This window comes from Sorangium sp. So ce887 (assembly GCF_051521455.1).
Taxonomy (GTDB): domain Bacteria; phylum Myxococcota_A; class Polyangia; order Polyangiales; family Polyangiaceae; genus Sorangium.
The window spans coordinates 2,178,603-2,193,818 of sequence record NZ_CP150354.1 but is presented as its reverse complement, the minus strand read 5'-3'; the positions used below and the strand labels follow the sequence as shown (position 1 = coordinate 2,193,818).

12 protein-coding genes are annotated in these 15,216 nt (G+C 70.6%); 3 read left to right on the top strand and 9 right to left on the bottom strand.

Annotated elements, in window-relative coordinates; all coding sequences use genetic code 11:
* The first annotated feature begins 141 nt into the window (after positions 1–141).
* On the top strand, positions 142–888 hold the full coding sequence (locus WMF36_RS08235) for a tetratricopeptide repeat protein (RefSeq protein WP_437579061.1): 747 nt from the start codon (positions 142–144) through the stop codon (positions 886–888).
* Positions 889–1,122: 234 nt separating this feature from the next.
* Here WMF36_RS08235 and WMF36_RS08230 read toward each other — a convergent pair whose 3' ends face one another.
* The 3 genes from WMF36_RS08230 to WMF36_RS08220 all read right to left on the bottom strand — a co-directional run bounded on the left by WMF36_RS08230 (position 1,123) and on the right by WMF36_RS08220 (position 3,060).
* Positions 1,123–1,518, bottom strand: coding sequence for a type II toxin-antitoxin system VapC family toxin (locus tag WMF36_RS08230; protein ID WP_437579060.1), 396 nt, complete (start codon positions 1,516–1,518; stop codon positions 1,123–1,125).
* Positions 1,515–1,748: a hypothetical protein gene (locus WMF36_RS08225; protein WP_437579059.1), complete on the bottom strand. Its 234-nt coding sequence runs from the start codon at positions 1,746–1,748 to the stop codon at positions 1,515–1,517. The genes WMF36_RS08230 and WMF36_RS08225 overlap by 4 nt, the downstream gene beginning before the upstream one ends.
* Positions 1,749–2,814: 1,066 nt before the next feature.
* Positions 2,815–3,060: a tyrosine-type recombinase/integrase gene (locus tag WMF36_RS08220; protein WP_437579058.1), complete on the bottom strand. Its 246-nt coding sequence runs from the start codon at positions 3,058–3,060 to the stop codon at positions 2,815–2,817.
* A 625-nt stretch (positions 3,061–3,685) separates the two neighbouring features.
* Here WMF36_RS08220 and WMF36_RS08215 point away from each other — a divergent pair.
* Complete coding sequence (locus WMF36_RS08215) at positions 3,686–5,095, top strand: hypothetical protein (RefSeq protein WP_437579057.1); 1,410 nt, start codon at positions 3,686–3,688, stop codon at positions 5,093–5,095.
* The gene (locus WMF36_RS08210; protein ID WP_437579056.1) at positions 5,092–6,930 is read left to right on the top strand and encodes a prolipoprotein diacylglyceryl transferase; all 1,839 of its coding nucleotides are present in this window, start codon (positions 5,092–5,094) and stop codon (positions 6,928–6,930) included. The genes WMF36_RS08215 and WMF36_RS08210 overlap by 4 nt, the downstream gene beginning before the upstream one ends.
* A gap of 55 nt (positions 6,931–6,985) precedes the next feature.
* Here WMF36_RS08210 and WMF36_RS08205 read toward each other — a convergent pair whose 3' ends face one another.
* From WMF36_RS08205 to metH, 6 genes are all read right to left on the bottom strand, one after another.
* Entirely contained in the window at positions 6,986–7,615 is a 630-nt protein-coding gene (locus WMF36_RS08205) for a Uma2 family endonuclease (RefSeq protein WP_437579055.1), read from the bottom strand.
* A gap of 173 nt (positions 7,616–7,788) precedes the next feature.
* Positions 7,789–8,496 (bottom strand): acireductone synthase, encoded by a 708-nt coding sequence (gene mtnC, locus WMF36_RS08200; protein ID WP_437581869.1) that lies wholly within the window; start codon positions 8,494–8,496, stop codon positions 7,789–7,791.
* A gap of 2 nt (positions 8,497–8,498) precedes the next feature.
* A complete protein-coding gene (locus WMF36_RS08195) occupies positions 8,499–9,041 on the bottom strand; it encodes a 1,2-dihydroxy-3-keto-5-methylthiopentene dioxygenase (RefSeq protein ID WP_437579054.1) in 543 nt (180 codons plus the stop codon).
* Entirely contained in the window at positions 9,038–9,676 is a 639-nt protein-coding gene (locus WMF36_RS08190) for a methylthioribulose 1-phosphate dehydratase (protein ID WP_437579053.1), read from the bottom strand. The genes WMF36_RS08195 and WMF36_RS08190 overlap by 4 nt, the downstream gene beginning before the upstream one ends.
* A gap of 105 nt (positions 9,677–9,781) precedes the next feature.
* On the bottom strand, positions 9,782–10,858 hold the full coding sequence (locus WMF36_RS08185) for a glycosyltransferase family 2 protein (RefSeq protein WP_437579052.1): 1,077 nt from the start codon (positions 10,856–10,858) through the stop codon (positions 9,782–9,784).
* 518 nt (positions 10,859–11,376) lie between these two features.
* Entirely contained in the window at positions 11,377–15,216 is a 3,840-nt protein-coding gene (gene metH, locus WMF36_RS08180) for a methionine synthase (RefSeq protein WP_437579051.1), read from the bottom strand.

The following is a 15,216-nucleotide window of genomic DNA, read 5'->3' as shown; positions in this document are numbered from 1 at the left end:
GTCCCCCGAGGCGCCGCTCACGCATATGGTCCTCGGCCGCGTCCTGCTCGCGCACCGGAGCCGAGCGAGGCGCGGGAGCATGTTGCCACGGCCCGTGGCCTCGCTCCATCGGACCCCGCGCCCCGCCGCTGCCTCGCCGCCGTGGAGCGGTACCCTGATCGCGACGATCGCGCCGTCGAGTTCCTGACCCAGGCGCTCGATCTGGCCCCGGAGGACGTCGGGACGCTCGTCGCCCTCGGCGATGCGCACCTCGCGCGCGGCCGCGTCGACGACGCCGAGCGCTGGGCGCGCGCCGCGCTGGAGGCCGAGCCTGAGCACGCCGACGCGCTCGTCCTCATGGGGCATGTGCTCCTCCGGCGCGGGGACGTGAGCAGCGCGCGCGAGCACGCGGTCCGGGCGCTCCGCACCGACGTGAGCGATCTGGACGCGCTGAGACTCCTCGCCGCCATCAAGGCGCGCGAGAGCTTGCTCCTCGGCCTCTGGTTCCGGGTGAGCTCGATGCTCGCGGGGCTCGGTCCGAGCGCGATGCGCGTCCTCCTCGCCGCGGATGTCGCCCCAGGACCAGCCTTTGCGGTGGACGCTCCCCGCGGCGGGAACGTGCACCGCGGAGGCCCGCCGGGGCGGGCGCCGGCCATGGGGGGCGAGTACGCCTGCCGAGGAGGCTACGGTGGCTGGGGCGGCACGGGCGGCTACGGCGGCGGGGGCTCCGGCGGGCCCTCGGTCGGCATCGCCTATGCCGACGACGAGCAGCTCAGCCTGGATCGCGTCACGTTCGAGATCGGCCCAGGGGGCCCGGGCGGCATCGCGGATGTCGAGGACGAGACGCACGACAAGGCGAACCGAGGCAGCGACGGCTTCGCCGCCGATACGATGCGCTTCGCGCCGTAGGTAACGCGCGGGCTCGCCGGCCCCTCCCCTACCTGGTCAAGAGGCGGACAGGACGAGCGACCTGGGCTTGAGCTTGTTGCGCGCGAGCGGTCATCGAGCAACGAGAGCCATCCGACCGCCGACCGCACCGAGACCCGTATCGACGCAGGGCAGCGGGCGTAGCTGGACCATCTCCTATCACATCATAGAGCCCCCCAGGAACCGCTCGGAGAACGCTCCTGTGACATCCGCCAATCATTTGCACGCCCAGAGCATCGGCACCGCGTAGGCACGCAGCAGGTCATCCGAAGTGATCAGCGTTGCACCCTCCATCTGAGCTTGCGCCATCAGCATTCGATCGAAAGGGTCGCGATGGTGCAGTGGATAGGATGTCGCCGTCCAAACGTGCGCCGCTTCAATGGCCAGCTCTCGCACCGTCGGATAGCTGAGCCACCACGCTCGAAGCTGCTCCGGCGGCAGGCTACCCTCCAGGCGTCCGAGGGCGTGCTTGATCGCAAGCTCCCACCAGGAGGCGACCGATAGGAGTATCTGCGCGCCGGGGTCCTGGAGCGCATCCACGACCTCCGACCTCAAGCGTTCGGGCTGAGCGGCAAACCAGACCACGACGTGCGTATCGAGAAGCCACTTCAAGGCCCGTCTCCCTCGAATGCTCGCCGAACGTCGTCAGGAAGAGGGGCGTCGAAGTCGTCTTTGAGCTGGATTTGTCCACGCAAGCCACCTGCAACCGGGGCGACGGATGCCTGCGGCTGCGCCTCGCCGAGCGCGATGATCTCGACGCGCTGACCGCGGAGCGGCGAAAGGGCTGGCAGAGCACGAACGACCGTGTCATCCACCATCACATGCATCTTGAGGGCTTGCATGCTCCTAGCATGCGCCAGCGGACGCCGAAGGTCCATCCTTCGCATGCGGACAGACGGAGGGTGCCGGTAGGACCGTGAGGCGAAGGCGGCGCAGGCGGGGGTGAGCCGGGCGTTCGTTCTCTCGCTCGAGGTCCATCGGGAGGCCCGGCTCTTGGATGCCCGGCTCTCGTCGAGGGGCGGCAGCGCGGCTCGGCCCGACCGCATCCCCTGGCCACCGGATGTGGCGTGCCGGTCGCTGGCCTCCTCAGAGAGACGCGCCACGGTCGCGACCTGCTGCCGGTTCCAACCATCGCGCCGCGCTTTCCGTCTCGCCATCATGAGCGCGGACCGCCGTTGCGTGGAGGGAGCCGCCATGGGCACCTCCGCGGCTCGTCTGCCCAGCAAGCGGGAAGGCTACCTATCGGCGCAAGACCATGCGGAGCAGATCGCGGAGCGGATGCACATCAGCCTCAGGCCCAACGCCTGAATCAAGCCGCGCCGCGAAGCGGCGTCGGCTTGAATGAATTGTTAGGCCACGGCATGTGCGAACGATTCAAGACGACCGCAGCTCTTACAACGGTAAGTGACTACAGGTAGCGCCTTGTTGCCGGATTGAACGGCAGAGAACCGCCAAAATGAGGTATTGGGAGCACCGCTCGCCCATTCGGCCTGACTGGTGATGTCACCGTCACCCCGGTCGAGCATGAAGCCTTTCTCTAGCTCTCCGTCACATCTAATGCATCTATCCATGGTAACACCGATATGTTTAGAGCGGCCTAACTATCAGTCGATTGGTCAACCGAAGCCGCCGGACCAGGTCTGTCTAGATCGTCGCCGTTTGTGACCTCCCTCGCGGAAAGTCTCACGGATCGGCTCTGCGCCGCAAGGCCCAGATGCTGTCCAGCGCCATAGGGCAGATCCGTCCAGCACCGGCGACAGCCGCCGTCTTTCCGGGGGGGCCGGGGGCGCCTGGAAGGGGCGCGGCGGACGCGCAGCCGGAGGCGTCGTGCCGCATCGCGCCGCATCGCGCTTGGGTAACACGGTGCGGCCGCCTCATCAGGATGTTGCCGGACACAACCCGGTCCGTTCACAACCTCGGACCAAAGGGGCCGTCGAGGGGGCTGCGGACGGCCAGGCTGCCGCGGTTCAGCACGTGGGTGTAGATCCTCGTCGTGCTCACGTCGCGGTGGCCGAGGAATTCCTGGATCGTGCGGATGTCATAGCCGGCTTCCAGCAGGTGCATGGCGAAGGCGTGACGCAGGGTGTGGCAGCTCGCGCGCCTCGATCGACCGGCGGCGAGGGCGGCCTCTCGCACCACGCGCTGGCGCACCATTCTCGTGCAGAGGATGCCGCCGGAGCTGACCTGTCTCCCTGTCGCGATAGGGGCGCGTCGCGGGGAAGACCCATGGCCAGGGACATTCCCGGCCGGCGTTCGGATACCTGCTTCCCATGGCGTCGGGGAGGGCCACCCAGCCGGCGCCGGCCGCGACCTCGGCGGCGTGCTGGGCGCGCACGGCGGTGAGGTGATGGCGGAACGGGGGGACCAGGCAGAGCGGCAGCCTCGTGATTCGATCCTTCCCGCCCTTGCCGTCGCGAACGAGGCTCTCCCGGCGCTCGAGGTCGAGGTCCTTCCCTCTCAATCAGCCCCGCGAGCGAGCGCACGAGCTCCGGGGAGGCGGTTCTGACCTGGAGAGGAGGCTGACCGCGCGCACCCCTGTCTCACCACGCTGGCGAGCCCCCCTGATGTCGGATGACGTCCGCCGTAAGGCCTCTCGCCTTCGCGCGACATCGCGCCTCTCCGCTCGCCCCATGGGCCTTGGCCAGCGCCTTTCGTTCTGGCAGTCTCTGCTGGTCTCCTCGAGGCGGTGTCTTCACCGGCGCGATGCGCCCGCTCGCGCAGCAAGGGCGGCGACTCCCGTCAGGCTCCGCGGGCTCGCAGGAGGCGAGAGCTGGGGGGCATGCGAACGAACATCGTCATCGAGAGCGCGATACGCCGTACCGCCGTGCTCCTCGCGATCTCCGCGCTCGGCGCGTGCAGCGCCGAGACGCCGCCTTACGAGGGGCTGCCGCTGCGCGACGCGCTGAGCGCCGCGCCGGAGGTCCTCGCGGCCTTGCCCGAGGAGGCCCTCCACGACGTCGCGGTGCGGCTGGAGGAGGCGCACCGCGCGCAGGAAGAGGAGACGGCGATCCCCGGCGCCGAGATCGCGAGCGTCCCGGCGCTGGTCCGCAGCGCGGACGCGGCGCGGGAGGAGCTCGGGGAGGACGCGATCGTCCTCGGCGCGCTGGAGCCGTCCGCGGAGGGGTTCGTGCTCCGCTCCCTCGCGGCGGAGCGCGGGTCCGACGGGCCGCTCGCCCGGCCCGTCCTCGCGGGGCAGCCGGCGTCGCCGGAGACCGCAGGGCTCGAGGACGCGGCGCTCGACGGCCGGGCCGGCGAGATCGTGGCGGATCTCGCGCGGCGCGCGGGCGCGCGCGACCTCATCCGCGTCACCGGGCTGCCGGCGGGCGTGGTCGCCCAGGATCGCGCGGTGTACGTCAACGCCGCGTGGCTGGTCGCGCTGAGCGCCCTCTCGCCCTCGGACGCGCCCCCGCCCTCCGGCCCCCCGGGCGGCGCCGTCGCGCTGCCCGAGCTCCCCCGGATCGAGCCGAAGTCGGTGCGCGCCAACCCGTATCACCTCCCCGGCTCGATCGCCGAGTGCGCCGCCGGCGTGCGGGACGTGTGCACCTGCGCCCCGGCCGGGTCCTGCGAGCACGAGCGCACCGACCCGCAGTTCGCCGACGCGCAGGCGGAGTGCGCGTGGGTCAACGCCGACGCGCTGAACGCCGAGGCGCTCTGCGTGCTCGCGCTGATGAGCATCGAGGGGGTGAAAGAGTGCGTCCTCTCCGCGGGCAGCGGCGCGTGCGCCGCGCTGCCGATCGCGGGCCGCGACGGCGCGCTCGCCTTCGCCACGGACGCGGGCTGCATGGCCGTGCTCGATCGCTGTCTCCAGTACGGCAAGCCGACCGTGTCGTCCGGCATCCCGACCAGCGCGCCGAGCAGCTCGACCGGATCGAGCGACTGCGGCAGCTGCGGCGGCGGCTGCTCGGGCTGCAACGAGGACGTCGCCGGCTGCAACGAGAACTGCAGCGATTGCAACCAGAACTGCAGCGATTGCAACCAGAACTGCAGCGATTGCAACGAGAACTGCAGCGATTGCAACCAGGACTGCAGGAACGCCAAGGACGGTGATCCGTCGACGACCTGCCGCCTGAGCGCCGGCCGGCGCGACCTGGAAGGAGGTCGCCCGGGCGCGCCCGGGCCCCTGGGCCCTGCGTTCTGGCTGCTCGTGCCCGCGGGCTACATGCTGCTGCGCATCCGGAGGCGGGCGTGAGCGGGGCGGTGATGCTCTGGCTGGAGCGCCACGGCCTGCCGCCGTGGCTCTCGCCGACCTACGCGGTGATGGTCGCGGTCGCGGGGCTCCTCGGGTCGATGGCGTTCTTCTGGCTTGTGCGCCGGGACCGGGGCGACGTCGGGGTCGAGGGCCGCGCGCTCCTCGGCGGCTACGTCGCCGCGCTCCTCGGCGGCTACGTGTTCGAGGCGCTGCGCGCCGCGCCCGAGGCGCTCGCGCGGGGCTCGTGGGGCCCGGTGCTCCATGCCGGACGGGCCGCGTACGGAGGCCTCATCGCGGGCGTGCTCGTCGCCGGCGTGGTCCTGCTCCGCCGCGGCGCGCCCGTGCTCCCGTTCCTCGACCGGCTCGTGCCTGGCCTCGGGATCACCTACGCCTGCGTGCGCACGGGGTGCTTCCTCGCGGGGTGCGACTACGGCCGCGTCACGGCGGGCGCGCTGGGGGTCCGGTTTCCCGCCGGCAGCCCCGCGGCGGCGGACCACGCTGCGGCCGGCTGGGTGCCCCTGGGAGCGCCGAGCCTGCCCGTGCACGCCACGCAGCTCTACGAGGCGGCGCTCGGGGTGCTGGCGAGCGCGATCGCCGCCCTCTGGCTCGTCCGGGGGCACCGGGACGGCCGGGCGTTCGGGACCTGGCTCGCGCTCTACGCCGCCGGCCGGTTCTTCATCGAGCTCCTCCGCGGGGACGCCGGGCGCGGCGTGTACGCGGGGCTCAGCACCGGCCAGCTCGTCTCGCTGGCGCTCTTGCTGGGCCTCGCGGCGGCCGTCCTGCGCGCGCGCCGGGTCCGCGGCCCCCGCGGCGCTGCCGCCGCGGCCCCCGCGCTGATGGCGCTCGCGTCGCTGAGCCTCGCCGCGGGCGAGGCCGCGGCCCAGCCGGCGCCCCCCACGTCGCCCGCGGCAGCGAAGCCCACGGCCGCGAGCTCGGCACCGCCTGCCCCGACCCCACCGCCGGCACGGGCGCCCTATCCGTACCCGCCGCCACCGGCAGGCGGGTATCCGGCGCCCTACCCGTACCCGCCTCCCCCGCCAGGCGGGTATCCCGCGCCCTACCCGTATGCGCCGCCCCCGGCAGGCGGATACCCCGCGCCCTACCCGTACCCGCCGCCACCGGCAGGCGGATATCCGGCGCCCTACCCGTACCCGCCTCCCCCGCCAGGCGGGTATCCGGCGCCCTATCCGTACCCGCCGCCCCCGGCAGGCGGGTATCCCGCGCCCTACCCGTACCCGCCGCCCCCGGCGGGCGGATATCCCGCGTCTCCCCCGCCCTCGCCTGCGGCCGCCGCACAGCCGCCTGGGCGCTCGCCGGAGACGCCCCCGGAGCCCGCCGCCGAGCAGCCCGCGACAGGCCACCAGGCGGAGGCCAACGCGCGCCGGATGGCGCTCTCGCTCGGGATCTCCGGCTACTTCGTCCCGGGTCGCTTCGCGGTCAAGGACGGGATGTCCGTGGATCTCGACGTCGTCGCGCGCCTCCCCTTGAGCGAGACGCGCCGCTTCGAGATCGGCGTCGAGCTCCGGAGCATCTCGACGACCGACGTCCACCAGATTGCGGTCGGCGTCCCGCTCCGGCTCGTGATGGGCGTCGGCTCGCATGTCGAGATGTCGGTCGGGATCACGCCGGGCTATCACCGCATCTTCTTCGACTCACCCTACTTCGAGAGCGTCGGCGCCTTTGGCGGCCGCTTCGCGTGGGGGATACAGTTCCCGATCACGCCGCACCTGTTCGTCGGCCTCTCTCCGGTGAACTTCCTCTTGCTCGCGTCGGGCGACGTGGATGCGCTCGTGGCCTACGAGCCCGGGCTCTGGGTCGGCGCCGGACTGCTGTGATGGATGTCGCCGGCGCTTCCGGCAGCGGCTCGAGGTGAGCCGAGCACGCCCGCTGTCACGGCCGGGAGGCGCCTGCCTCCGGCTCGTCCTCGTCGCCGAACAGGAGCCCGACCCGGAGCTCCAGCGCCTCGAACGGCTCCGCGCGCGCCGGCGCGCCCGCGCCGGCGCTCAGGGTGAACAGGTAGCCTTCGTGCGCCCAGCGATACACGATCAGGATCCGATTGGCCGGATCGAGGACCCAGTAATGGCCGACGCCGGCCGTGTGGTAGATGGTCCGCTTGTCGCCAAGGTCGCGGGCGGCGGTCGAGGAAGAGAGCACCTCGGCGACCCAGTCGGGGCGCTCGGCAACCGCGCCGCCCGGGGGTGCCTTGGGGAGTGCGGGGACGCGGTCGCGCCGCCAGCCGGCGAGGTCGGGCCGCACCCCCTCGCCGGCGAGCTCGAGGTCGACCTCGGTCGAGAGCCGCCAGCCGCCGGGCCGCCCGCCCTCGCCCAGCCGGCCGTCGAACGCGTCCAGGAAGGCGCCCAGCTTGCGCTGCGCGCGTCCGTGCTCCGGGCTCGGGAGCGCCTTGTAGACGAGCCGGCCGTGGAGCAGCTCTGCTCCCCGATCGTCGGGCTCGGCGAGCCAGTCCGCGAGGGTGGCGCGCTCGGGCTGCAGCGTCCGGACTGCCGGAAGGGTGACGGACATGCAGGGAGGCTAGCGCCGTCTCGCGGCGGTCGCACAGCGCAGGCTCGGGTGGTGCAGGCATTTGAACATGAAGGCGGGGAGGCGGGAAGAAAACTCTAATGATCTTCCTGACTTACCGACTTCATGGGAGACCTCGCTGGGCACGTGACTGCACCCCCCAGGCTTGCCCCCCGTTACCCCGGCTCCACCGCGATCTCGTCGAACCGCTCCGCCACCGGATGCCGGCTCTCCGGTTCCCGCGCCGTCCCCGGCCGGATCAGCTGCACCGTGCGCGCCCCTGCCGCCGCCGCCGCGTCGAGCTCGGCCACCACGTCGGACAGGAACAGCACCTCTCCCGGGCGCAGCCCGAGCGCCTCCGCGATCCGCTGGTAAGCGCCCGCCTCCCGCTTCGGCCCGGTCGTCGTGTCGAAGAACGCCGTGAAGAGGCCTGTCAGGTCCCCCGAGGTCGTGTGCCGGAACAGGAGCTTCTGCGCCTCGACCGACCCGGAGCTGAACACGGCGAGCGTCACCCCGAGGTCCCGCCACCGCCGCAGCGCCGGCTCCACGTCCGCGTACACGTGGCTCCGGAGCCCCCCCGACTCGTAGGCGCGGCGCCAGATCTTCCCCTGCAGCGACTTCAGCGTGGTCTCCTTGCGATCCTCGTCGATCCACGCGAGCAGCGCCGCCGCGAGCTCGCCGTCGCTCACCGCCTGCTCGCCCGCGCCCCGCTCGCGCGCCACCGCGCTCCGGGCGGCCTCGACCTCCGGGCTCCCGGCGTGGGCCGACACGTACGCGGCCAGATCCCGGCGCGCCACCGGGAACAGCGTCTCGTGGACGAAGCGCACGTCGGTCGTGGTCCCCTCGATGTCGACGAGCACCGCGCGCGCAGGGATCGCCGCCACGCTCACGCCGAAAGCCGCGGGAAGCGCGACGCGATGTCCGACCCGGTGTGCTCGGCGACCCACCCCCTCGGGTCCGAGAACCACCGGATGCAGGTGAACGAGGGCGCCGGCCCCATGTCGAACCAGTGCCGCGTCCCGGCCGGAACGCTGATGAGATCGCCCTTCTCGACGAGGAACGAGAGCACGCGCTCCCCCTGGTGGATGCAGAACAGCCCTCGCCCCTCGACGAAGAAGCGCGCCTCGTCCTCGGAATGGATGTGCTCGTCCAGGAACTTCCGCCGGATCTCCGCGTGATTCGGGGTGCTCGGCGAGACCGAGATCACGTCCGCCGTCACGAACCCGCACGCATCGGAGAGCTCCTTCACCGGGCCGGCGTACGCCTCGAGCACCTGCTCCGGCGCCGCCGAAGGCGGCAGCGGGCGCTCGGCGGCCCAGCGATCGAAGCGGATCTGCGACGCGGCGGCGACGCGGACGATGTCCTCGAACGTCGTGTGCTCCTCGGCCCTCGTGGGATCGTTCTCCCGGTAAACCCGCAGCAGGCTCATGAGATCCTCCCTTCCAGAAGCGCACAGTCGAGCATGAACTCCAGCGCCTCGATATGCTGGATCGTGTCGGCGATGTCCGAGCCCCACGTGTAGAGCCCGTGGCCCGCGATGAGGTAGCCGTGCACCGGCGGGTGCGCCGACATGAACGCCTCGACGTCCTCGGCCAGCTTCTGGATGTCCTGCGTGTTGACGAAGACGGGGAGGAGCACCGCGCGGTCGTGCGTCGCCACCCCGGAGAGCGCCTTCGCCACCTCGTAGCCCGCGAGGGTCACGTATCCCTCGTGCGCGCACCGGCGCGAGAGCACCGTCGCGGCCCGCGAGTGGGTGTGCGCGACGGCGCCGATCGCGCTGGAGCGCCGGTAGAGCTGGCAGTGCAGCGCCGTCTCGGCCGAGGGGCGGCCCGCGGACGGTCCTGTCAGGCGGCCTTCCGCGTTGACGACCACGATGTCCGACTGGCCGAGCGCGCCCTTGGGCCGCCCGGACGCCGTGATCGCGAAGGTGTCTTCGCTGAGCCGGGCGGAAAAATTGCCGCTCGTGGCCGGCGTCCAGCCGCGCTCGTGGCACCAGCGGGACAGCTCGATGAGCCCGGCGGCGACCGAGGAGAACGAGGCAAACGACATCCCGCGCACGCTCACCGCGCGACCATACCAAAGCGAGCGCTGTCAATCAACGCGCCCCCCGGCGGCGCGCGCCGCGGCGCCCGGCGATCGCCGCGCCGATCGCGCCGCCGCCCGCGCGCATCACGAGGTCGGCAGGCGGCCTTCCGCGCGCCGTCCAGCGCGGTCGCGCGCGCCGCGGAGCAGGCCGGCCCAGAACCCGAGCCCGTGCGCGGCGTGCAACGTGGGGAAGATGGCGCAGAGCCAGGGGAAATCGCGGGGCGAGGCGCGCAGCGCGAGCCGGAGCGACGCCGCGATCACGAGCGCGGCGTAGGCGAGCGACGCGAGCGCGAGCGCGGGGCGGACGGACGGCAGGAGCGCGGACGCGAGCGCGAGCAGCGCGAGGGCCGTCACGAGGAAGAACGGCAGCATCGGCCGGAGCGACAGGAGCCTCCGGCGGCGGAGCAGCGTGCGGGCGCGCCCCTTGCCGTAGGCGAAATACTGCCGCGCGAGCGCCGGGAGGGACGAGCGCGGATAGTAGTACGCGACGATCTCCCGGGACAGGTAGACCGCGCCGCCGGCCTCGATGATGCGCTGGTTGAGCTCGGCGTCCTCGTTGGTGATCGCGGCCGGGTCGTAGAGGCCGGCGATCTCGAACGCCTCGCGCCGGAAGGCCCCGTTGAAGACGGACTCGACGAATCCCTCGCGCGACGGGTCGCGGTAGGCCGAGCCGCCCACGCCGAGGGGGCTCGAGAGCGCAGCGCAGAGCGCCCGCTGAAAGCCGTTCCTGTGGCGCGGCCGCGCCGCGCCGCCCGCGTTGAGCGCGCCGGTCCTCCGGAGCGCGGCGACCGACGCGGCCACGTAGTCGCCGGCGTAGTCGGCGTGCGCGTCCATCCGGACGATCACGTCGCCTCGCGATCGGCGAATACCGAGGTTCATCGCCGCGGCCTGGATCCGGGCTGGGTTGTGGAGGAGCGTCACGCGCGGGTCCTCCGCCGCGACGCGGGCGACGATCTCGCGCGTCCTGTCGCTCGAGCCGCCGTCGACGACGAAGATCTCGAGAAGATCGGGTGGATAACGCTGCTTCAGGGCACAGCGGAGGACGTCCTCGATGTAGCGCTCCTCGTTGTAACAGGGAATGATGATGCTGCACCGCGGCCGCTCGGCGAGCGGGCGCAGCGAGAGGCGCCCGCAGAGGGGCGCGCCCGCCGACCGATCCATGAACTCCCCCGCGTCTCTCGCGGGTCGAACCGACCCGCCGCTGGACTGAGCGAGACGCGGATACAAGCGCGGGGCCAGGAGGTGTTGGCGGGGTCGACCGGTGCAAACTGCACTGCGCGCGAGGGCCGGGATCGCGGGTGAGCAGGCCGCTGGGCTCGGGCTGCACACCGGCGGGCGAGGTCATGCCGAGCTGCCCCGCCGCCCGAAGAGCGAAGAGGCCCTGTTCGTCGCGCGCGGCGGGGACGGACGGATGTCCGAGCTCCACACCGGCGGGACCGCCGGCGCCGGAGATGAGGATGAAACGCGCGGACCGGCTCGACCTGAACCGTCAGCTTCTTTCGCGCCCAGAGGTGCTAGAGCGACAAACGGGCTGAAACCCCGAAAAAAGCAGGAATTTTCACAGGGAGGCGAGGAGGCGGGGAGCGAGAGACGGCGAGAGGGAGAGATTCTTTTTTTTCTTCCTCCCCGCCTCCTCGCCTCCCTGTGAAAATTCTCGGGATTTCAACATGATTGGTGTTCTAGCTTGAAGCGTCGTAGTTGAGATTCTGGCCGAGCCAGCGCTCGACCTCAGCGACGGTCATGCCCTTGCGCACGTGGTAGTCGACCACCTGGTCACGATCGATCTTTCCCAGGCTGAAGTACCGGGCCTGCGGGTGCGCGAAATACAGGCCGCTCACGCTGGAGCCGGGCCACATCGCGAACGACTCGGTGATCTGGATGCCGGTGTTCTTCTCGACGTCGAGCAGCCGCCAGAGCGTGCCCTTCTCGGTGTGATCCGGGCACGCAGGGTACCCCGCCGCGGGCCTGATGCCGCGGTATTTCTCCTCGATGAGCTCGCTCTTGGTCAGGTCCTCCTGCCGGCCATAGCCCCACTCGTCGCGCACCCGCTTGTGAAGGCACTCGGCGAACGCCTCGGCCAGGCGATCCGCGATCGCCTCGGCCATGATGGCGTTGTAGTCGTCGTAGCTCGCCCTGAACCGCTCGCACAGCGCCTTCAGGCCGATCCCGGAGGTCACCGCGAAGCCGGCGATGTGGTCCGGGAGGCCCGTCTCCTTGGGCGCGATGAAATCCACGAGCGACCGGTTCGGCTCGCCGTTCTCCTTCGCCGTCTGCTGGCGCAGGAAGTGAAATCGATCGAGCACCGCCTTGCGCGTCCCGTCCGTGTAAACCTCCACGTCGTCGCCCACGGCGCTCGCGGCGAAGAAGCCATACACGCCGCGCGCCGTCAGCAGCTTCTCCTCGATGATCCTGTCGAGCAGCGCGTTCGCCTCGGAGAAGAGCTGGCGCGCTTGCTCGCCGTATTTGGCGTGCTCCAGGATCCGCGGATAGACGCCCTTCAGCTCCCACGTGTGAAAGAACGGCGTCCAGTCGATGTACTCGCGCAAGGTGGCGAGCGGGAAGTCCTCGAGCACGCGCGCGCCGGTGAACTCGGGCACCGGCAGGTCCTCGGCGCGCCATTCGATCCGCGTCCGGTTCGCGCGCGCGGCCTCGATGGGGACCAGCTTGTGCTTCGGCGCCCTGTGAATCTGCCGGAGCCTCTCGTACTCGGCGCGGTGCTGGGCGACGAACGCCGGCTTGCCCTCCTCGCTCAGGAGGCTCGTCGTGACGGGCACGGCGCGGCTCGCGTCGACCACATGCACGACCGGCTCGCTGTAATGCGGGGCCACCTTCACGGCGGTGTGCGCCTTGCTGGTCGTCGCCCCGCCGATCAAGAGCGGCAGCTTGAAGTTCTGCCGCTCCATCTCGCGGGCGACGTGGATCATCTCGTCGAGCGACGGCGTGATCAGCCCGCTCAGGCCGATCAGATCCGCCTTCTCCTGCCTGGCGCGCTCGAGGATCTTCTCGCACGGGACCATGACGCCCATGTCGATCACCTCGTAATTGTTGCACGCGAGCACGACGCCCACGATGTTCTTGCCGATGTCGTGGACATCGCCCTTCACCGTGGCGAGGACGATCTTCCCCTGCGCCTTCACGTCCTGTCCAGCGGCGGCCATCGCCGCCTTCTCCGCCTCCATGAACGGCGTGAGGTACGCGACGGCCTTCTTCATCACGCGCGCCGATTTCACCACCTGCGGCAGGAACATCTTGCCGGCGCCGAAGAGATCTCCGACGACGCCCATTCCATCCATCAGCGGGCCCTCGATCACGGAGAGCGGGCGACCGAGCTTGGCGCGCGCGTCCTCGGTGTCGACATCGATGTACGTGTCGATGCCCTTGACCAGCGCGTACGACAGCCGCTCCTCGACGGTGCCTTTGCGCCACTCCTCTTCTTTCTTCTCGGTCGCGGTGGCGCCGGCGCTCTTGGCCTTCAGCGCTTCGCCGAAATCGACCAGCCGCTCCGTGGCGTCCGGACGCCGGTTGAGCAGGACGTCCTCGACGAGCTCGCGGAGCTCCGGCTCGATCTCCTCGTACACCTCGAGCATGCCCGCGTTGACGATGCCCATGTCCATGCCGGCCTGGATGGCATGGTAGAGGAACGCCGAGTGCATGGCCTCGCGCACCCGGTTGTTGCCGCGAAAGCTGAACGAGATGTTCGACACGCCGCCGCTGACCTTGGCGTGCGGCAGGTTCCCCTTGATCCAGCGGGTGGCCTCGATGAAGTCGACGGCGTAGTTGTTGTGCTCCTCCATGCCGGTGGCGACCGTGAGGATGTTCGGATCGAAGATGATGTCCTCGGGAGGAAACCCCACCTCGTCGACGAGGATGTCATACGCGCGCTTGCAGATCCGGATCTTGTCCTCGTAGGTGGCGGCCTGCCCCTGCTCGTCGAAGGCCATGACCACGACGGCGGCGCCGTACTTGAGGATGGTCCTCGCGTTCTCGCGGAACTTCGCCTCACCCTCCTTGAGGGAGATGGAGTTCACGATGCCCTTGCCTTGCATGCACCTGAGGCCTGCCTCGATGACCTCCCATTTCGACGAGTCCACCATGAACGGGACCTTCGCCACCTCGGGCTCGCTGGCCAGGAGCAGCAAGAAGCGCGTCATCGCGGAGACGCCGTCGATCATGCCCTCGTCCATGCAGATATCGATGACGTTGGCGCCGTTCTCGACCTGCTGGCGCGCCACGCTCACCGCTTCTTCGAACTTCCCTTCCTTGATGAGCTTCGCGAACTTCGGCGACCCGGAGACGTTTGTGCGCTCGCCCAGGATCATGTAAACGCCGGGCTGCTGCGTGAACGGCTGCGAGCCGGACAGGCGCAGGGGGAGCGGCGGGCCGGACGAGGGCGCGCCGCCGGGCGAGGTGTCAGGGGAGGCCTTGGGGGTGAGGGCGCGCGGGGGCTTGCCGGCGAGCGCCTTGGCGATGGCCGCGATGTGCTCGGGCGTGTTGCCGCAGCAGCCGCCGGCGATGTTGAGGAGGCCCGCCTCCACGAAGCCGCTGATGTGGCGCGCCATGTCCGGCGGCTCCAGATCGAAGCCCGTGGGCGAGAGCGGGTTGGGCAGGCCGGCGTTCGGGTAGCAGGAGATCGCGGCGCTGGACTTCTCCGAGAGCTCGGACAGGAACGGATACATCAGGTCCGGGCCGAGCGAGCAGTTCAGCCCGACGGCGAGCGGGTTCACGTGCTTCACCGCGGTCCAGAATGCCTCGACCGTCTGCGCCGAGATCATCGTCTCTCCGCCGCGCCCGACCGCCGCCGAGATCATCACCGGCAGGGTCTTGCCGTCCTTGTCGAACACCTCTCGAATGGCGACGAGCGCGGCCTTCGCGTTGAGCGAGTCGAAGATGGTCTCGACGAGCAGCACGTCGGAGCCGCCGGCGATCAAGGCGCGGATCTGGTGGACGTACGCTTCCTTCACCTGATCGAACGTCACGACGCGGAAACCGGAGTCGTCGGCGTCCGGGGAGTTGGACAGGGAGACGGTGAGCGGGCCGATGGCGCCCGCGACGAACCGCTGCCGCCCGTCGACGTTCGCCACGCGATCCGCCCACTCGCGGCACTGCCGCGCGGACTGTTCGTTGATCTCCCAGGAGAGGTCGTTGAGGAACGGGTCGTCGATGATCCTTTGATAAAAGGCTGGATCTTTCCGCCCGCCGTGCTCCCGCGGGTCGTCCACGAAGAACTCGCTCTGGGTGATGCTCGTCGCGCCGAAGGTGTTCGTCTCGATGATGTCCGCGCCGGCCTCGAGGAACCGCCGGTGGATATCGCAGATCATCTCCGGCTGCGTGAGCGTGAACAGATCGCCGTTGTTCAGCAGGTCTTTCTTCGAATCCGCGAATCGCTTGCCCCGGATGTCCGCCTCCTTCATCCCGTAGGTGCGGATGGTCGTCCCCATCGCCCCGTCGATGATGGCGATGCGGCGCTGGAGGAGCTTCTGGAGTGGATGAAGGGGAGGCGTGGGGTTGTTGGACATCAT